Source organism: Kitasatospora sp. NBC_01302 (genome assembly GCF_035976515.1).
Taxonomy (GTDB): Bacteria; Actinomycetota; Actinomycetes; order Streptomycetales; family Streptomycetaceae; genus Kitasatospora.
The window spans coordinates 1,367,609-1,383,779 of sequence record NZ_CP108404.1 but is presented as its reverse complement, the minus strand read 5'-3'; the positions used below and the strand labels follow the sequence as shown (position 1 = coordinate 1,383,779).

Annotated in this window: 18 protein-coding genes; 7 read left to right on the top strand and 11 right to left on the bottom strand. The window is 72.0% G+C overall.

What is annotated here, in order from left to right; translation table 11 throughout:
- Positions 1-417 precede the first annotated feature (417 nt).
- Positions 418-831, top strand: coding sequence for a DUF6191 domain-containing protein (locus OG294_RS06215; protein ID WP_327065399.1), 414 nt, complete (start codon positions 418-420; stop codon positions 829-831).
- 77 nt (positions 832-908) lie between these two features.
- On the top strand, positions 909-1,805 hold the full coding sequence (locus OG294_RS06210) for a DUF3626 domain-containing protein (protein WP_327065398.1): 897 nt from the start codon (positions 909-911) through the stop codon (positions 1,803-1,805).
- A gap of 34 nt (positions 1,806-1,839) precedes the next feature.
- Here OG294_RS06210 and OG294_RS06205 read toward each other — a convergent pair whose 3' ends face one another.
- The 6 genes from OG294_RS06205 to OG294_RS06180 all read right to left on the bottom strand — a co-directional run bounded on the left by OG294_RS06205 (position 1,840) and on the right by OG294_RS06180 (position 9,072).
- The gene (locus OG294_RS06205) at positions 1,840-2,967 is read right to left on the bottom strand and encodes a serine hydrolase domain-containing protein (RefSeq protein ID WP_327071456.1); all 1,128 of its coding nucleotides are present in this window, start codon (positions 2,965-2,967) and stop codon (positions 1,840-1,842) included.
- A gap of 118 nt (positions 2,968-3,085) precedes the next feature.
- Positions 3,086-4,096: a TIGR03842 family LLM class F420-dependent oxidoreductase gene (locus OG294_RS06200; RefSeq protein WP_327065397.1), complete on the bottom strand. Its 1,011-nt coding sequence runs from the start codon at positions 4,094-4,096 to the stop codon at positions 3,086-3,088.
- Between the two features lie 91 nt (positions 4,097-4,187).
- Positions 4,188-5,591, bottom strand: coding sequence for a dihydropyrimidinase (gene hydA / locus OG294_RS06195; RefSeq protein WP_327065396.1), 1,404 nt, complete (start codon positions 5,589-5,591; stop codon positions 4,188-4,190).
- Positions 5,588-6,892, bottom strand: a complete 1,305-nt coding sequence (locus OG294_RS06190; protein ID WP_327065395.1) for an aspartate aminotransferase family protein — start codon at positions 6,890-6,892, stop codon at positions 5,588-5,590. Before OG294_RS06190 ends, hydA begins: the two co-directional genes overlap by 4 nt.
- A gap of 110 nt (positions 6,893-7,002) precedes the next feature.
- The gene (locus OG294_RS06185) at positions 7,003-7,851 is read right to left on the bottom strand and encodes a nitrilase-related carbon-nitrogen hydrolase (RefSeq protein WP_327065394.1); all 849 of its coding nucleotides are present in this window, start codon (positions 7,849-7,851) and stop codon (positions 7,003-7,005) included.
- A 333-nt stretch (positions 7,852-8,184) separates the two neighbouring features.
- Positions 8,185-9,072, bottom strand: coding sequence for a DMT family transporter (locus tag OG294_RS06180; RefSeq protein ID WP_327065393.1), 888 nt, complete (start codon positions 9,070-9,072; stop codon positions 8,185-8,187).
- Positions 9,073-9,345: 273 nt separating this feature from the next.
- Here OG294_RS06180 and OG294_RS06175 point away from each other — a divergent pair, with 273 nt between their 5' ends.
- Positions 9,346-9,651 (top strand): antibiotic biosynthesis monooxygenase family protein, encoded by a 306-nt coding sequence (locus OG294_RS06175; RefSeq protein ID WP_327065392.1) that lies wholly within the window; start codon positions 9,346-9,348, stop codon positions 9,649-9,651.
- Between the two features lie 114 nt (positions 9,652-9,765).
- Complete coding sequence (locus tag OG294_RS06170; RefSeq protein ID WP_327065391.1) at positions 9,766-10,254, top strand: pyridoxamine 5'-phosphate oxidase family protein; 489 nt, start codon at positions 9,766-9,768, stop codon at positions 10,252-10,254.
- Between the two features lie 85 nt (positions 10,255-10,339).
- On the opposite strand, the gene OG294_RS06165 is transcribed toward OG294_RS06170, so the two are convergent.
- Positions 10,340-10,690 (bottom strand): hypothetical protein, encoded by a 351-nt coding sequence (locus OG294_RS06165; protein ID WP_327065390.1) that lies wholly within the window; start codon positions 10,688-10,690, stop codon positions 10,340-10,342.
- 120 nt (positions 10,691-10,810) lie between these two features.
- Here OG294_RS06165 and OG294_RS06160 point away from each other — a divergent pair, with 120 nt between their 5' ends.
- A complete protein-coding gene (locus OG294_RS06160) occupies positions 10,811-11,362 on the top strand; it encodes a DinB family protein (RefSeq protein WP_327065389.1) in 552 nt (183 codons plus the stop codon).
- A gap of 62 nt (positions 11,363-11,424) precedes the next feature.
- Here the strand turns inward: OG294_RS06160 and OG294_RS06155 are convergent, their stop codons facing one another.
- Positions 11,425-12,204 carry a hypothetical protein gene (locus OG294_RS06155; protein WP_327065388.1) on the bottom strand — a complete coding sequence of 260 codons (780 nt, stop codon included), beginning with the start codon at positions 12,202-12,204 and terminating at the stop codon, positions 11,425-11,427.
- A 186-nt stretch (positions 12,205-12,390) separates the two neighbouring features.
- Here OG294_RS06155 and OG294_RS06150 point away from each other — a divergent pair, with 186 nt between their 5' ends.
- Together OG294_RS06150 and OG294_RS06145 are read left to right on the top strand one after the other, a co-directional pair.
- Positions 12,391-12,909 carry a methylated-DNA--[protein]-cysteine S-methyltransferase gene (locus OG294_RS06150; RefSeq protein ID WP_327065387.1) on the top strand — a complete coding sequence of 173 codons (519 nt, stop codon included), beginning with the start codon at positions 12,391-12,393 and terminating at the stop codon, positions 12,907-12,909.
- Entirely contained in the window at positions 12,839-13,657 is an 819-nt protein-coding gene (locus OG294_RS06145; RefSeq protein WP_327065386.1) for a serine hydrolase domain-containing protein, read from the top strand. Before OG294_RS06150 ends, OG294_RS06145 begins: the two co-directional genes overlap by 71 nt.
- Here the strand turns inward: OG294_RS06145 and OG294_RS06140 are convergent.
- The 3 genes from OG294_RS06140 to OG294_RS06130 form a co-directional block, all read right to left on the bottom strand.
- Positions 13,638-14,591 (bottom strand): IS481 family transposase, encoded by a 954-nt coding sequence (locus OG294_RS06140; protein WP_327065385.1) that lies wholly within the window; start codon positions 14,589-14,591, stop codon positions 13,638-13,640. The genes OG294_RS06145 and OG294_RS06140 overlap by 20 nt on opposite strands.
- 136 nt (positions 14,592-14,727) lie before the next feature.
- Positions 14,728-15,207, bottom strand: a complete 480-nt coding sequence (locus tag OG294_RS06135; RefSeq protein ID WP_327065384.1) for a hypothetical protein — start codon at positions 15,205-15,207, stop codon at positions 14,728-14,730.
- Positions 15,208-15,218: 11 nt separating this feature from the next.
- Positions 15,219-16,082 (bottom strand): C40 family peptidase, encoded by an 864-nt coding sequence (locus OG294_RS06130; RefSeq protein WP_327065383.1) that lies wholly within the window; start codon positions 16,080-16,082, stop codon positions 15,219-15,221.
- Positions 16,083-16,171 lie beyond the last annotated feature (89 nt).

Sequence of the window (16,171 nt, the reverse complement as noted above, 5' to 3'; positions counted from 1 at the left end):
CGGCCGTCAACTCCCGTCCCCCGACGTCATCCGCCAGTCCCCGGGCCCGCCCAGGTTTCCCGGTGTTTCCCCGCGGTGTTTCCTGCCCCGGTCGCACGGTGTTTCCCACCGGGTTTCCCGCAGGGCCCGTTTCCCAGCCTCGACGGGAAACGGGAAACCCATCGACACCGCCTGCGGACTGCCGCATGTTGGCCGTGCCGGAACCACCGGCCCCGCAGAGACTCCCGGAGAGGCACCCACCATGAACGATCCCGCCGCCACCGTCAGCTCCAGCCTCCGGGCCCGGTCGCCTCGCCGCAGGTGACCGTGCTCGGCCCGATCCTCGCTCCTTCTCAACTCCACAGCGGATTCCACCGGCCCAGGCGCTCCGCAGTCGAACGGGCACGTTGGTACCGGCCGCTCCGTTGTCAGGACGGGATGAACGCCGCCGAGGCGGCAGCAGTGGAGCAACCAGGCAGGCCGACATCTTCGGCAGGCGGCATCTACAGTCGGAAGTGGGCGATGAACATATTCCTCGGGGTGGTGGCGGCGGTACCCGCGCTGCTCCTCATCGATCAGGCCTTGCTGTGGATGGAGCGGCACGGCTGGATCTACTGGCGAAAACGCGAGGCTGAAGTCGGCGCCGGGTCGATGTTCAGCGTGATCAACGAGATTCACACCCTGCTCTCCCCGAGCCAGCGGCACGTGGCCGAGGAGAAGGAGCGGCGACTGGTCCTTCGTGAGGACGTGGAGCCGGGCGCTCCGCTCGATCGCCGGATCGACCTCGGCTCCGGGCGTGTGGTCATCCGCCGGCCGCCGCCCGTTGTTGCGGACCGGCACGAGACACCCTGATCGGCCGTCCTGGTCGAGCCCACTGAACGACCGACCCCGGCTCCCACCCCGCCACCGGTCTGCGGCAGACTTCGACCGTGCGTACCGACTCCGAGGAGCCCAGGCGGCTACGGGCCATCCGTCACGTCGCTGCCCGGTCCACCGGAGTACCGGTCGATCCGCAGCTGCGGCTGACGCTGAACTTCCACCCCGACCGCTTGGTGGGCGGTCGGCCCGTCCTGCGCGCGATGGCGGCCGACGGGGTGTACCGGTCGCAGTTCGTGACCGGGACCAGCAATGGCGGGTTGACCGCCCGTCAGGGCGGCGACCGCTGGCGGTGGGAGCAGCGGATCTTCGGCGGGGCCTATGACGACGCGCCCGCCGATGAGCGCCCGATCTACGGGGCGCTGAACTTCCGACGCCAAGTGGTGGGTGCGGCGCCGCGGTTCGGGTCGGCGCACTTCCGCCTGGCGTGCGAAGCACTCACCCGGGCCACCTTCTGCTACCCGGACAGCGCCGCCGAGCCCGAGGACTTCGGCGTCGCGTCGGCAATGTCACTGGTGGAGCTGGCCGCCGCCGACAGCAGGGACGCCCTGGACGACTACATCGAGGCCCAGGTGCACGGGCCCGTCCTGTTCGACCAGCACGTGGAGGCGCTGGTTCTGGACCCGTGCTACCAGGGGACGGAGGTCGAGGCCGCCGCTCGCCTGCTGCCCTGCCGGGTCGAGTGGCACGGCGGCTACCGGCTCGGAGTCGAGGAACTCCGGCGCCACCCGGAGTTCCGGGGGCAGGAGTTCGTGGACCTCGGGGCCGAGCTGGCCGAGGACGGGCTCCTCGACCCGGGCATCATCGGAGCAGCCGCACGCACCGGCCGCTACGACGAGCAGGCACTCAAGCGGGTCTGGCACTACCTGGCTCGCTTCGGCGCCGCACCTGCCGCGGCCGTCCCACCTGGCCCGGCCACCGAGGCTGCCCCCATCGTCCACGTGGCCTGAGCGGCCGGAGCCCTGGACCGGCGCCCCGGAGGCCTCAGCCGGCCGCGATGCCGAGGGCAGCGTGGATCGCGCGGACGATCCGCTCGTCCGTTCCGTTCATGGCCATCCGATTCTTCGTCAGCGCGAAGGAGAAGCGGTGCAGCGGATCGGCGTAGGCCCCGCTGCCCCCGGAGCCGCTCATGCCGAACGCCTGGTCACCGGTGCGGATGCCCGATCCTGGACCGCCGAGCATGAAGCCGTAGGACTTCGGTATCGGCAGTCCGAGTATCCGGTCGACCCCGAGGGTGCGCGGGGCGGTGGCCGTCTTCAGTGCGGCGTCGGAGAGCAGCCGGACGCCGTCGACCTCGCCACAGGCGAGCATCGCGTACATCCGGGCGGCGGCCCGGGCGGTCAGGGTGCTGTTGGCCGGCAGCGCGGTACGCCGGAAGTCGGCCCGGTTCGCGAGTTCGGCCACCGGGGAGACCGTCCGCGGCGCGCACACCAGGAAGGGCGAGTCGTCCGGCATGGCGGCCAGCCGGGCCGCCCAGGTGCCGTCGTAGCAGGTGGCCAGCCGGGGCAGCAGCTGGTCGGGGACCGAGAAGAGCAGGGTGTCGGCGACGCCGAGCGGGGCGGCGAGTTCGTCGCGGAGCAGCTGCTCACAGCTGCGGCCAGTACTCCGGTGCAGGATCTCGGCGAGCAGCACGCCAAAGGTCCATGCGTGGTAGCCCGTGGCGGTGCCCGGGGCCCACAGCGGTGGCTGCGCGGCCAGCCACGCGGCGACGGTCGGTGGGTCGAGCAGTTCCTCCGGGGACAGGTCGGGGCGCAGCTGGGGCACTCCGGCGGAGTGCGAGAGCAACTGGCCCAGGGTGATCTGCTGCTTGCCCTGCGCCCCGAACTCCGGCCAGTAGCTGCTGATCGGAGCGTCGTAGTCGAGTATCCGCTGGTCGACCAGGACGGCCACCAGCGTTGCGGCGACCCCCTTGCCGGTCGACCAGGAGGGCACCAGGGTCTCGCCCTCCATCAGCGCCCCGCTCGCCACGTCGGCGAGGCCCGACCAGGCGTCGACCACGAGCTCCCCGTCAAGGTAGGCGGCGACCTGGATGCCGGTCTCCTCGCCGGTGACGGTGAGTTCGTCGAGGATCTCCTGCACCCTGGTCTGTGCCGGGTTGCTCGGTGCTGTCACAGTCAAGTCCGCCTCCGGATCCGTGTGATCGGGTCTGCTGACGACCCGTCACGGATCCTAGCCCCCGGCCTTGCGCTCAGAACCGTGGGATCACAACTGTGCGCTCAGAACTGTGGGATCACAGCTGTGGGATCACCGCGCTGCCGTACAGGTCGATGGTCGTCTCGATCGCGTCGTGCATCGCGTAGACGGCGAACTGGTCGACGCCGAGCGAGCGCAACTGCTCCAGCCGGGCGAGGTGGGCGGCCGGCGGGCCGATCAGGCAGAACCGGTCCACGATCTCGTCCGGCACGAACCCGGTGTCGGGGTTGTCCGCGCGTCCGTGGTGGCTGTAGTCGTAGCCCTGCCGGTCCTTGATGTAGGCGGTGAGCGCCTCCGGGACCAGGTCCGAGTGCTCGCCGTAGTGGGTGACCAGGTCGGCGACGTGGTTGCCCACCATGCCCCCGAACCAGCGGCACTGTTCACGGGCGTGGGCCAGCGCGGCCGGAGAGTCGTCCGCCGTGACGTAGGCCGGGGCCGCGACGCAGATGCGCACCGAGTCCGGGTCTCGACCGGCGGCCGTCGCGGCCGACCGCACCGCCTTGATCATGTATTCGGTCAGATACGGGTCGGCCAGTTGCAGGATGAAGCCGTCCGCCTGGCGGCCGGTCAGCTCCAGGGCCCTGGGGCCGTAGGCGCCCATCCAGATCGGCAGGTGGCCGTCCCTGACCCAGGGCAGGCGCAGTTCGGTGCCGTCGACCACCACCGGGCGTCCCTCGGCCAGCTCCTTGATCGCGTGCATGGCCTCGCTGAGCCGGGCCAGGGTGGCCGGGCGCCGCCCGGCCACCCGCATCGCGGAGTCCCCGCGCCCGATGCCGCAGACGGTCCGGTTGCCGAACATGTCGTTGAGGGTCGCGAAGAGCGAGGCGGTCACCTCCCAGGTCCGGGTGGAGGGATTGGTGACCATCGGCCCCACTGTCAGCCGCTCGGTCCGAGCGAGGATCTGACTGTAGATCACGAAGGGCTCCTGCCAGAGCACACAGGAGTCGAAGGTCCAGCCATGGCTGAAGCCGGCCGCCTCGGCGCGTTGCATCCGCTCCACCAGCAGTCGGGCGGGCGGGTCGGTCTGCAGCACGAGTCCGATGTCCATGCACGGGGTCCGTTCGTCGAAGGGGTGGGCAACCCGGAGCGGGCACCCGGGTTCGGTGCGGGGACGTGGTGCGCGGGAAGGCCTGCCCGGGTCAGCCCAGGTACTGGCAGGTACCCCGTCGCAGGAAACCCCCGTGCCCGGCGCGGCCGAGCCAGCGGCCGTCCTCCAGGATCACGGTGCCGCGCGACAGCACGGTCTCCACCCGGCCGGTGACCTGCCGTCCCTCGTAGGCGGAGTAGTCGACGTTCATGTGGTGGGTGGCGGCCGAGATGGTCTGGGTCGCGGCGGGGTCGTAGATCACCACGTCGGCGTCGGCGCCGGGCGCGATGGTGCCCTTGCGCGGGTAGAGGCCGAACATCCGGGCGGGCGCGGCGCAGGCGATCTCGATCCAGCGCCGTCGGGAGATCCGGCCCTCCACCACCGCCTGGTGCAGCAGGTCCATCCGGTTCTCCACGCCGGGCAGCCCGTTGGGGATCTTCGAGAAGTCCCCGCGCCCCAGGTCCTTCTGGCCGACGAAGCAGAACGGGCAGTGGTCGGTCGAGACGACCTGGAGGTCGTCCGTGCGCAGGCCCTTCCACAGCTCCGCCTGGTGTTCGCGCGGGCGCAGCGGGGTGGAGCAGACGTACTTGGCGCCCTCGAAGTCGGGCTCGGCGAGGTTGTCGGTGGAGAGGAAGAGGTACTGCGGGCAGGTCTCGCCGAAGACCGGCAGCCCCTGGTCCCGGGCCGCAGTCAGCTCGGCCAGTGCGGAGGCGGCGGAGACGTGCACCACGTAGAGCGGTGAGCCGGCCACCTGGGCGAGCTTGATCGCCCGGTGGGTCGCTTCCGCCTCCAACAGCTCCCGGCGCACCTCGCCGTGATAGCGCGGGTCGGTGTGGCCGGCCGCCAGTGCCTGCGCGACCAGGACGTCGATCGCGATGCCGTTCTCGGCGTGCATCATGATCAGCCCGCCGTTTCCGGCGCAGCGCTGCATCGCCCGCAGGATCCTGCCGTCGTCGCTGTAGAAGACGCCGGGGTAGGCCATGAAGAGCTTGAAGGAGGTCGATTCACCGCTCTCGGTGAGCAGGTCCAGTTCCTTCAGCACGTCGTCGGTGACGTCCGAGACGATGGTGTGGAAGGCGTAGTCGATCGCGCAGTTGCCCTCGGCCTTGGCGTGCCAGCTGTCCAGTCCCGCCCGCAGCGAGCCACCCACCTGCTGCACGGCGAAGTCCACGATGGTCGTGGTGCCGCCCCAGGCTGCCGCCCGGGTACCGGTCTCGAAGCTGTCCGACGCTTTGGTCCCGCCGAACGGCAATTCCATATGGGTGTGGGCATCCACCCCGCCGGGGATGACGTACCGCCCCTGGGCGTCGATCACCCGGTCCGCCTGCCAGCCGGCCGCCACCTCGCTGCCTGTGCTGGCGAGTGCCACGATCCGCTGGTCCTCGATCAGCACGTCCGCCGTGAGTTCCTCGGCGGCGGTGATCACCAGTCCGCCGCTGATCAGGGTGCGCGTCATGCTCCTGCCTCCGTTCCGGCGGCGGCCCGCCGCAGCGCCTCGATGAGCAGCTCCGCGCCCTCGCGGGCCTCGTCCTCGGTGAGGGAGAGCGGCGGGGCGATCCGCAGCGCGTCCCCGGCCCGGCCGCCCTTGCCGATCAGCAGCCCGAGGGACCGCGCGTGTTCGAGGACGGCGGTGGCTGCGGCGGCATCCGTCAGCGCGACGCCGAGCATCAGGCCGCGGCCCCGGATCTCGCGCACGATCGGTGACTCCAGCCGGGCGGCCTCCAGTTGGGCCCGCAGCAGTGCTCCGGTGCGGCGGGCGTTGGCCTGCAGGTCGTGCTCCAGCAGGTAGCGCAGGTTGGCCAGGGCGGCCACGCAGGTGATGGGGCTGCCGCCGAAGGTGGAGATGGAGTTGGCGCCCAGGCAGTCCATCACCTCCGCGCGGGCCACCACCCCGCCCATGGACATCCCGTTCGCGATGCCCTTGGCGAAGGTGAGGATGTCCGGTGGGCCTGCCTGGCCGTGCGCCTGCCAGCCCCAGAAGTGGTCACCGGTACGGCCCCAGCCGGTCTGCACCTCATCGCTGATCCACAGGATGCCGTGCTGGTCCAGGACCTCCTTGAAGGCGGCGAGCAGACCGTCCGGCCCGTGGGTGAAGCCGCCGACACCCTGGATCGGCTCGGCGATCAGCGCGGCCACCGTCCCCTCGGCCTGGCCCAGCATCTCCTTGAGGTCCGTCACGCAGGCCGCGATGAACTCGGCGTCGGTCAGCCGCGCGTAGGGCCCGCTGTCACGGACCCCGCCGTGCACGAAGAGGGTCTGCAGCGGCGAGAGGCTGGTGGGGGACCAGCTGGTGTTGCCGGTGATGCCCACGGTGGAGAAGGAGCGGCCGTGGTAGCTGTTGCGCAGCGCGAGGATCTGGTTGGAGCGCCGGAAGGTGGTGGCCAGCAGCAGTGCGGCGTCATTGGCCTCCGTGCCCGAGGAGGTGAAGAACACCTTGGCGTCCGGGATGCCGGACAACGCGGCGATCTCCTCGGCCAGTTCGACCATCGCCGAGGAGAGGTAGAGGGTGGAGGTGTGCAGGATCCGGCCGGCCTGCTCGGCCACCGCCTTGGTCACCTCGGGCAGCGCGTGAGCCGTCATCGTGGTCAGGATGCCGCCGAAGAAGTCCAGGTAGCGGTTGCCCTCGGCATCCCAGACGTACCGGCCCTCGCCGTGCGTCAGCTCGATCGGCTCGCGGTAGTAGGTGGCCAGCCAGGCCGGCAGCACGGCCCGGTGCCGCGCCCGCAAGCCGGCGGTCGGGAGGTCGGTCGTGGTCATCGGATGGAGCCCTCCTCGGTCTGCGGGTTCGCATGCGTGCGGCGTCGCCGTCTGCAGGGTCGAGTGTCTGCGCGGTCGACTGGCCTGGTCGAGTGCCCGGCGCCGGTCGCTCAGGCCTGGGTGAGCGGCCCGTACGCGTCGGGCCTGCGGTCGCGGTAGAACGCCCACTGCTGGCGGACCTCTTCGATCAGCCCGAGGTCCAGGTCCCGGACCAGCAGCTCCTCCTCCTTGTCGGAGGCCACCTCGCCGACGAACTGACCGCGCGGGTCCACGAAGTACGAGCTGCCGTAGAAGTCGTTGTCGCCGTACTCCTCCACGCCGACCCGGTTGATCGCCGCCACGAAGTACTCGTTGGCCACGGCCGCGGCCGGCTGTTCCAGCTGCCACAGATAGCCGGACAGGCCGCGGCTGGTCGCGGAGGGGTTGTAGACGATCTGCGCCCCGGCGAGCCCGAGCGCCCGCCAGCCCTCGGGGAAGTGCCGGTCGTAGCAGATGTAGACACCGACCTTGCCGACCGCGGTGTCGAAGACCGGCCAGCCGAGGTTGCCGGGCTTGAAGTAGTACTTCTCCCAGAAGCCCTTGACCTGCGGGATGTGGTGCTTGCGGTACTTGCCCAGGAAGGTGCCGTCGGCGTCGATCACGGCGGCGGTGTTGTAGTACACCCCGCTCTGCTCCACCTCGTAGACGGGCACGACCATGACCAGGCCCAGTTCGGCGGCCAACGCGCACATCCGGGTCACGGTGGGCCCGTCCGGGACGGGCTCGGCCCACCGGTAGTGCTCCGGCTCCTGGACCTGGCAGAAGTAGGGGGCGTTGAAGACCTCCTGGAACCCGATGATCCGCGCCCCCTGGGCGGCCGCCTCCCGGGCGTACCGCTCATGGAGATCCAGCATCGAGGACTGCTCGCCCGTCCAACGGGTCTGGACGAGGGCGGCGCGGACGATCTGGGACTGCGACATGGGAAGCGCTCCTGAATCAGTGAGAGCTGATGGGGCCTGGAGCTGTCGGGGCCGGGGCCGTCGGGACGGGTCGTTGACGTGCCAACGACCTGGACGTCCCCGCGTCACTCCGACGTTCGGGTGACAGTCGGCGATCGAGTGACCGACCGGGAACCGGGGGACGGCTGTGACGGGAGGCTGCGACGGGTGTCCTTGCAGACTCCCCAGCCGGCAGCGGACCGAACCCCGACAACCTGTCAGGTCTCCCCGCCTCTCGCTCCCACCCGGCTGACATCCCGCCAGTGGACGCGCCGGCGGGGCACCGGGTGCGAGCCGCCGGTCCCGGTCCCCGCTTCACGGGGAGGCCTTCTGCATCTCGGCGGTCCTGCTCCCACAGGCGTTCGGCAGCGAGGGATGGCGCCCCAGGACCACCACGCCTCCCAGCATCGCCAGCAGCCCGACCACCTCCCAGGCCAGCGCCCCCGGTGTGACCCGCAGCCGGTCGCCGAGGAACCCCACCGCGCAGACGATCCCGGCCAGCGGCTGCGCCGCGGTCAGCGCCGGCAGCGACATCCGCAGCGGTGCCACCTCGAAGGCGCTCTGCACCAGGAGCAGCCCGAAAGCCCCGAGGCCCACCACCGCGTACGGCTCCCAGTGGCCCAGCACCGCCGCCACCCCGCCGGCGTCGATCCGGCTGGCGGTGGCGCGGGTGAGCGCGTCCTGCAGGCCGTAGAGCAGCCCGGCCGCCAGGGCGAGGACGGTCGCCTCCTCGAAGCGCGGCAGGCGCCGCCCGAAGGAGACCAGCAGCAGGGCCAGACCCGCCACCACGCCGAAGACCAGCCAGTGCCGCAGCTCGCCCGCCTGCGGCCTGCCCTCCCGGGGATCACCGGCCAGGATGAACGCCGTCACCCCGAGGCCCAGCACCACCACCCCGCCCCAGCCCGAACGCCCCAGCCGCTGTCTGCTCAGCACGCTGGCCAGGGCCATGGCGAAGGCGAGATTGGTGGTGAGCAGCGGCTCCACCAGGGAGACCTCACCCAGGGCGAGCGCCCAGGCGCTGAGCACCAGGCCGGTCACCATGGCTGCGATGCCCGCCAGCCACTCGGGCATCTTCAGCAGGTCCAGCAGCAGCCGCCAACGCAGCAGGTCGGCGCGCGGGGCCCGCTGCGCCGCGTGCTGCTGGAGCACGAAGCCCAGGCCCAGGCAGCAGCCCGCGCCGATCGCCAACAGGAAGACCGTCACGCAGGATCACCCGGTCGTCGTGTGGTCCGAGCGCGTCGCGCCGGGACCGGCCGCAGCCGGTTCGGCACGACGCTCGATTGGCGGCCAGCCTACCGCCACCCCGATGGTGCGGCGCCGTGCGTGCGGGAGGGAGCACGCGTCGGGAGGCGGCGCCCAGTGGCCGGGCCGGGTGGGCGTCGATAATGGAGGTGGACTCTCCGTGGGTGGCCTCTGGGGCCGACGTTTCCGGGGGCTGCCGGCCTCCCGCCGGCCGGGCTGGTGGAGGAGGTAACGATGATCGTCCGGATCTGGGAGGCGCGGGTCGCGCCGAAGCTGGTGACCGAGTTCTGCGCGGTGATCCAGTCGGAGATGCTGCCGCAGTTGGCGGGACTCGACGGCTGTCTCGGCGGCGAACTGCTGTGCTCGCTCTCCGGAGGCCCGCACCGGGTGCTGGTGGTGACCAGGTGGCGGGACGAGGAGGCGCTGCGCGGCTACGCCGGTCCGGCATGGGCGAAGCGGCCGGTCTGGTCGGACGAGGAACGGACCTATCTGGAGCAGCCGCCCGAGGTGGCTCACTTCACGGTGCTCAGCAGCCCGTGACCGCGGGGCGATCGCGCCGGAGTCCCAGGGTCCGGACGCCGCCCGTGCAGCCCGAGCCATCGGCCACCAGCGCTCACCCCGTGCTCACCGGCCGGCGGACCGTAGGCTGAGCGCATGACCGCCCCTGACGCTCCTGCCGTCGCCACCCCAGTCACAGCCCCAACCCCAGCCCCTGCCGGTGTCGATGCCGCGCCCGTGCTCAGCGCGGAGTTCCTCGCCTTCTGGGCGGAGCGCCACCTCTGCACCCTGACCACGCTGCGGCCCAACGGCACCCCGCACGTTGTCCCGGTCGGCGCCACCTACGACCCGGCCACCGGCATCGCCCGGGTGATCACCAGCAGCGGCAGCCGCAAGGCGCGCAACGTCCTGGCGGCCGGGGAGGCGGGCGCGCGGGTGGCGCTCTGTCAGGTGGACGGCGCCCGGTGGGCGACCCTCGAAGGTCGGGCCGTGGTGCGCCAGGACGCCGAGTCGGTGGCCGATGCCGAGGAGCGCTACACACGGCGCTACCGCGCGCCGCGCCCCAACCCGGAGCGGGTGGTGATCGAGGTCAAGGTGACCCGGGTGCTCGGCCGCGGCACCGGCCCGGGTCCGGCGGCCTCCTGACCCGGCCGTCTCCTGCCCCGGCCGTCCTCGGCCGCCTCTTACCGAGGCCCGAGCGACCGGGGCCCGGGCGATCGGACCCGACGCCTCACGGCCTCCCGGACGGGCCCTTGCCGGCCGGTCCGGCGGCGGCCTCCCGCAGGGCGCGCAGCACCGTCGCCTCGATGCCCAGCGCGCGGGCCCGGACCAGCACCGGGTGGGCCCGCACCGCTGCCCCGGCCCGCACATAGGCCTCCCAGCGGCGGTCGAACTCGGCCTGCTCGCCCGCCTCCCAGGTGCACCGCTGGACGGCCTGCCAGGTCGCGGGGAACGCCGCGCGCCGTCGGCCGCGCACGGCGAGTGCATGATCGCCGACCGCCCGGTCGGCGCTGAGCACCTCCTGCTGAAGGGCTATCAGATCGGCTGGCAGCGAGAGGAGTTCGGTCGGCGCGGTGATCACGGCGGATACCTTAGACGCCGTCACTGACAATCAACTGACAATCGCTGGAGCCCCGCTGGAACTCGCCCCGCGGTGACGCCCTGGGCTCGATTGTCGGTGCGCTCTGGCACGATCGCGCGCATGAACGAGATCCCGCCGCAGAACCTCGCACCGAGCTGGCCCTCGAGCCTCGACACCCGCATGCCGCTGCCCCGGGTCGCCGATGAGCGCGAGACGCTGACCGCCTTCCTCGACTGGCACCGCGCCACCTTCGAACTGAAGTGTGCCGAGCTGGTGGCCGCCCAGCTGGCGGAGAAGAGCGTGGCGCCCTCCGGGCTGAGCCTGCACGGCATGGTGCGGCACCTGGCCGGCGTCGAGCGCTGGTGGTTCGGCCGCCAGTTCGCCGGCCAGGAGCTCCCGCACCTCTACTACGCGGATGACGACCCGGACCAGGACTTCGAGTTCACCGGAGCGGACGCGGCGCACGACTTCGCCGTCTGGCGGGCGGAGTGCGATCGTTCCCGCGCGATCGTGGCCGCCGCGCCCTCGCTGGACGCGCTCGCCGCCGCGCCGATGAGCGGCGAGCCGATCTCGCTGCGCCGCATCCTGGTGGGCATGGTCGCCGAGTACGCCCGGCACAACGGCCACGCCGACCTGCTGCGCGAGCGGTTGGACGGAGCGACCGGCTACTGACCCGCCCCACCCACGGCGGCAACCGCCCGGGGAACCGGCTCCCCGGGCGGTCGCCGCGCGGATCACAGGCCGCTCGGCCAGGCGTAGCCGCTGGGCGCGGAGACCTGGGCGTTCTCGGTGCTCGTGCCGTAGACGAGGGCGATCTCGTCGTGCGCGCCGAGCTTGATGGCGGCCGGATCCCCGGTCACCGGCCTGCCGTTGACGTAGGCCGTCAGCGTGTGGGCGGCATCGGTCCGGGCGCCGCCCAGATGGTCGGCGGCCAGCGACACCTGCCACTCGGTCATGAACTGGCCGAGGGTGAAGTCCGCCCGGACCGGGGACTCGATGTGGATCACCCCGCTGGTGTCGTGGGTGTGCAGCGGGCTGATCCGCTGGGCGCCCTCGTCGATGCCCACCAGCGCGGGGACGGCGACCGCCCGGCCGTCCAGGTAGATGTCCAGATGGGCGTGGATGTGCTCGACGGTGCCCTCGGAGCCCAGCATCGGCAGACCCGCCGCCGTGACCGCCGCCGCCGGATCGGCGGGTGCCTCCCACGGCGGCGCGCCGGTGCGGCCCTCGGCGGTGGTACGCGGCTGGGGCGGTATCCCGGTGCCGGTGCCGGTGCCCGGACCCGGGTCCGTGCCCGTGGCCGTGGCGGTGCCGTTGCCGCGGTCGCTCACCACGACGGCGGCCAGGCCGCCGAGCATCGCGAGCCCGAGCACCCCGACCGCCGAGCGGAGCAGCAGCCGACGCCGCTGCTCCGCCCGCCGGGCCGCAGCCCGGGCCGTGGCAGCCCTTGTGCGACGGTCGGCGGGCTGCTGGGCGGGCCGGTCGATGGGGGAGCGGCGGGGCGGCGAGACCATGATCGGCGTCCTTTGCGTCGGCTGCTGGGAGCAGTGATTCGAATTTGAACTAAAGTCGACGGTACCTTGTGATTGAAGTGTGAACAAAAGGTGCGGGAGTGCCGTGTCCGAAATCCGCCGGTCCAGCCCGTCCGGAGGCGGCACAGTAGAGGGGTACAGCGCATCCAGCGAGAGAGGTCGGCTGCCGTGACCAGCACCGTTTACACCACCATCGAGAGCCCGCTCGGCGAGCTGCTGCTGGTCGGCGAGGAGTCCGCAACCGCGCCGGGCGGGACGGCGCTGTGCTCGCTGTCGATGACGGGGCAGCGTCGCGCGCCCACCGTCCAGCCGGACTGGCGGGCCGACCCGGCCGCTTTCGCGGAGATCACCGAGCAACTGCGCCGGTACTTCGCCGGGGACCTGAAGGACTTCGCGGTGGAGTTCCGCACCCGGGGCTCCGAGTTCCAGGAGCGGGTCTGGCAGGCGATCGACGCCATCCCCTACGGCGCCACCACCAGCTACGGCCGGCTGGCCGAGCAGCTCGGCCTGGCGCGCCCCGCGGTCCGCGCGGTCGGCACCGCGATCGGAGCCAACCCGCTGCTGATCCTGCGCCCCTGCCACCGGGTGATCGGCGCCAACGGCTCACTCACCGGGTATGCGGGCGGGCTGGAGCGCAAGGAGTACCTGCTGGCTCGCGAGGGCGCCTGGCCGACCGCGCTCGGCTGACCGGGCCCGAATCGGCCGGTTGGCGCCGATGCCTCGAACTTCCCCAGCATGTCTGCTGGTTCTCGGGTACGCAGGAGTGGGCTTTGCCAGATTCGGCTTCCCAGGGGTCGGATTCTCGGGACCGTGCGCCCCAGGACCGGACCACGCCCCCTGGGACGTCGGCACCCGCTACGCGGACACGCTCGCCGAACGGGTGCTGCTACCCCTCGGGTCGACACGGACGGGGTGCGGGCCCGACCTGGAAGCGTCGGCCGTCGGCCACTGGCACGGCCGGCTGCTGGCGCCCTGGCGGATTCCGGGGCTGCCCGGAGCGGGTGCCGTGCGCTCCACGGCCCGCGACCTGGCCCGGTGTCTGCGGGCCCACCTGGCTGCCGCCGGCGGCAGTTCGGGATGGGTGGAGCCGCAGACGCCGGGCCTCCCGCTCGCCCGGGCACTGCGGGAGGTCCAACGTCCGCGCCTGGTGCGGCCCAGGACTCCGAACCGTGACGAGCTCTGTCTGGTCTGGAACCTGCGCCGGGCCGGCGGACGCGCGTTGGTGCTCCACACCGGTGCCACCCGGGGCTTCACCGCGTTCGTCGGTTTCTGCCCGTCGACGGGAACCGGGCTCGCGGCACTGGCCAACAGCGGGCCGAGCCTGGACGGACGCTTCCTGCAGGCGGCGTACGACCAGTTGAAGGAGCTCGGAGGCGCCGGCACCTCAGCGGGGCCCGCGCCTCAGCCGGGACGGCCTAGCTGTTCTGACCCGTGAGGTTGGGGACGCGGCTGGCGGGTGGCTTGCCTGCGAGTGCGGTGTGTCCGCGGTGGTGATTGTAGGTGTGGAGCCAGGTGGGGTAGGCGTCGCGTCGTTCCTGCTCGGTGCGGTAGGGCCTTGCGTAGGCCCACTCGTCGAGCAGGGTGCGGTTGAAGCGTTCGACCTTGCCGTTGGTCTGCGGGCGGTAGGGCCGGGTGCGCTTGTGGGTGATCCCGGCCGCCGCGAGGACGTCGCGCCAGGGGTGGGACTTGTAGCAGGAGCCGTTGTCGGTCAGCACGCGCTTCACGGTGATCCCGGCCCGGGCGAAGAACTCGTTCGCCCGGGTCCAGAACGCTGCGGCGGTGTCCTTGCGTTCGTCGGCCAGGATCTCGCTGTAGGCCAGGCGGGAGTGGTCGTCGACGGCGTTGTGGAGGTAGCTGTATCCGACTGCGGAGCGGGTCTTGCGGCCGGCCTGGCGGCCCAGGGTTTTGTGGCCGCCGCCGTCGGGGATGTTGCCGAGCTTCTTGATGTCGACGTGGACCAACTCGCCCGGCGCGCTGTGTTCGTAGCGTCGGATCGGCCGACTTGTGGCGCGGTCCAGGTGGGCCAGGCGGGCGAGGCGGTAGCGGGTCAGGACCCGGTGCACGGTGGCCGGGTTGAGTCGCAGGAGGTAGGCGATGCGGGCCGGGCCCCAGCGCCGCAGGACGCGGACCTTGATGATCCGCCGCTCGGTGCGGGTCGGGGTCCGGCGGGGGCTGTGGTGGGGCCGGCTGGAGAGGTCGACCATCCCGGCCTCGCCGAGCGCACGGTAGCGGTCGGCCCAGCGCTTGGCCGTGGTCGGCGAGACCTGGAAGCGTTCGGCGGCCCGGCGCAGGGGCCAGCCGTCCTCGACCACGCAGCGGGCCAGGCGCAGGCGTCCGGTCTCGGTCAGGGGTGCGTTACGGTGTGGCATGAGGGCCTTTCTGGGTGCCGGGTAGATGTCGCAATCCACACCGAGCCAGAAGGCCCTCACTCATTTCAAGATCACCACGCCGTGAGCTCTGTCACCAACCTCCGTGGTCAGTACACCTAGCACCAGCCGGGACGGCCTACCACCAGTCGGTGCAGGTGATGACCTGGTCGAGGGTCAGGCCGCAGGCGCGGAAGCGGTAGTTGGGGTCGGCGCTGGTGGCCTGGGACGGGGAGGTCTTGGAGGAGTTGTCGCCGCGGTCGACGTTGAACGGGCCGCACTGCAGCCAGGTGTGCCCACCGTCGCGGGTCCAGTCCATCCAGACGCTCTCACCGGAGCGGGTCGTGCCCTCGATCTTGGCGAAACCACGACCGCCGGCGGACTGCAGGCTGATGGTGTCGCCATCGTGGGAGGCGGAGCGCTGGACGGTGCCGGTGGCGTTGTCGGAGACGTCGACGAAGCCGTTGGCCCCACCGGCGCAGTCACCGGCCGAGGCGGCGGCCGGACCGGCCGGCGCGGCGATCAGGAGGGCGGCGCCCAGGGCGATGGCGGCCCCGGCGGCGGCCGTGCGCAGCCAGGAGGTGCCGGTGGTGCTGACCGGGCAGGAGGTGTTGGTCATGGGAGTGCTCCTCAGCAGGTGGGGACGGAGTCGAGCCAGGCCGGACCCTGGAGGTAGATGTTGCTGATCCAGGCCTGGTAATCGGGGAGGAAGGACCAGGCGTCGTTGGTCAGGCCTTCGGCCGTGACGCTCTGGGCGTGCTTCTGGCAGGTGACCCGCACGGTGGTGGAGTCCGCGAAGGCGTAGACGCGCGGGCTGTCGGTGGACGCCTGGGCGTGGGTCCAGACGCCGGTGCCCCAGGTCTGGGCGGTGGGTCCGGTCACCGGGCCCGGGTCGATCCGCACGGCGCCGAAGTAGTCGCCGCCCAGCCGCACCGGGCTGACCATGATGTGCGTGCCCGACTGGCGGGCCTCGACCATCTGGCCGGCGCCGAGGTAGACGGCGACGTGGTGGAGGTTGTCGGAGCTGCCGTAGGCGAGCAGGTCGCCGGGGAGCAGCGGGGCGGTGCCCTGGTCGGCGGTGAAGCGCTGGGCCGCGTGCAGGGTGTAGAACTGCTGGCCGGCGTCGCCGTTCAGCTCGTCCTGGCCGGTGGCCTGGGCGTAGGCGTACCGGACCAGGCCGGAACAGTCGAAACCCAGGCGCTGGCCGTCGTCGTTGCTGGCCGGGTCGACCCCGTCGGGATGGCCGTAGGTCGCTCCGGGCGTGGGGCCGTGACCGCCGCCCCAGCTGTACCAGACACCGAGTTGGCTGCAGGCGGCGCGCACCGCGCTCTCGGCCGTGGCGGAGGCACCCGGGGCGAGCACCGCGCAGTCGGTGGCGGGCCCGGCTCTGTCCTGCGATGCCCGGGCCCAGGCATCGAATGCCGGACCGGTCAGCAACAGGAGGCTGGCGAGGGCGGCGGCGGAGGTGGTCTTCAGCTTGCTCGGGCGGGACATGGTGGGCTCCAGGGCAGGGGAGAGTGGCTGACCAGGCAGCAGGAGGACGGGCCGTCAGAGCGGGGCCGTCTCAGCGGGTGACCGCCGAT

Coding starts and splice junctions, on each gene's coding strand:
- OG294_RS06185 (WP_327065394.1), bottom strand. CDS start 7,851: ATGTCGCAGTCCCAGATCGTCCGCGCCGCCCTCGTCCAGACCCGTTGG.
- hydA (WP_327065396.1), bottom strand. CDS start 5,591: ATGACGCGCACCCTGATCAGCGGCGGACTGGTGATCACCGCCGCCGAG.
- OG294_RS06190 (WP_327065395.1), bottom strand. CDS start 6,892: ATGACCACGACCGACCTCCCGACCGCCGGCTTGCGGGCGCGGCACCGG.
- OG294_RS06175 (WP_327065392.1), top strand. CDS start 9,346: ATGATCGTCCGGATCTGGGAGGCGCGGGTCGCGCCGAAGCTGGTGACC.
- OG294_RS06145 (WP_327065386.1), top strand. CDS start 12,839: ATGCGGGCGGGCTGGAGCGCAAGGAGTACCTGCTGGCTCGCGAGGGCG.
- OG294_RS06130 (WP_327065383.1), bottom strand. CDS start 16,082: ATGTCCCGCCCGAGCAAGCTGAAGACCACCTCCGCCGCCGCCCTCGCC.
- OG294_RS06215 (WP_327065399.1), top strand. CDS start 418: ATGAACGCCGCCGAGGCGGCAGCAGTGGAGCAACCAGGCAGGCCGACA.
- OG294_RS06170 (WP_327065391.1), top strand. CDS start 9,766: ATGACCGCCCCTGACGCTCCTGCCGTCGCCACCCCAGTCACAGCCCCA.
- OG294_RS06135 (WP_327065384.1), bottom strand. CDS start 15,207: ATGACCAACACCTCCTGCCCGGTCAGCACCACCGGCACCTCCTGGCTG.
- OG294_RS06140 (WP_327065385.1), bottom strand. CDS start 14,591: ATGCCACACCGTAACGCACCCCTGACCGAGACCGGACGCCTGCGCCTG.
- OG294_RS06155 (WP_327065388.1), bottom strand. CDS start 12,204: ATGGTCTCGCCGCCCCGCCGCTCCCCCATCGACCGGCCCGCCCAGCAG.
- OG294_RS06160 (WP_327065389.1), top strand. CDS start 10,811: ATGAACGAGATCCCGCCGCAGAACCTCGCACCGAGCTGGCCCTCGAGC.
- OG294_RS06200 (WP_327065397.1), bottom strand. CDS start 4,096: ATGGACATCGGACTCGTGCTGCAGACCGACCCGCCCGCCCGACTGCTG.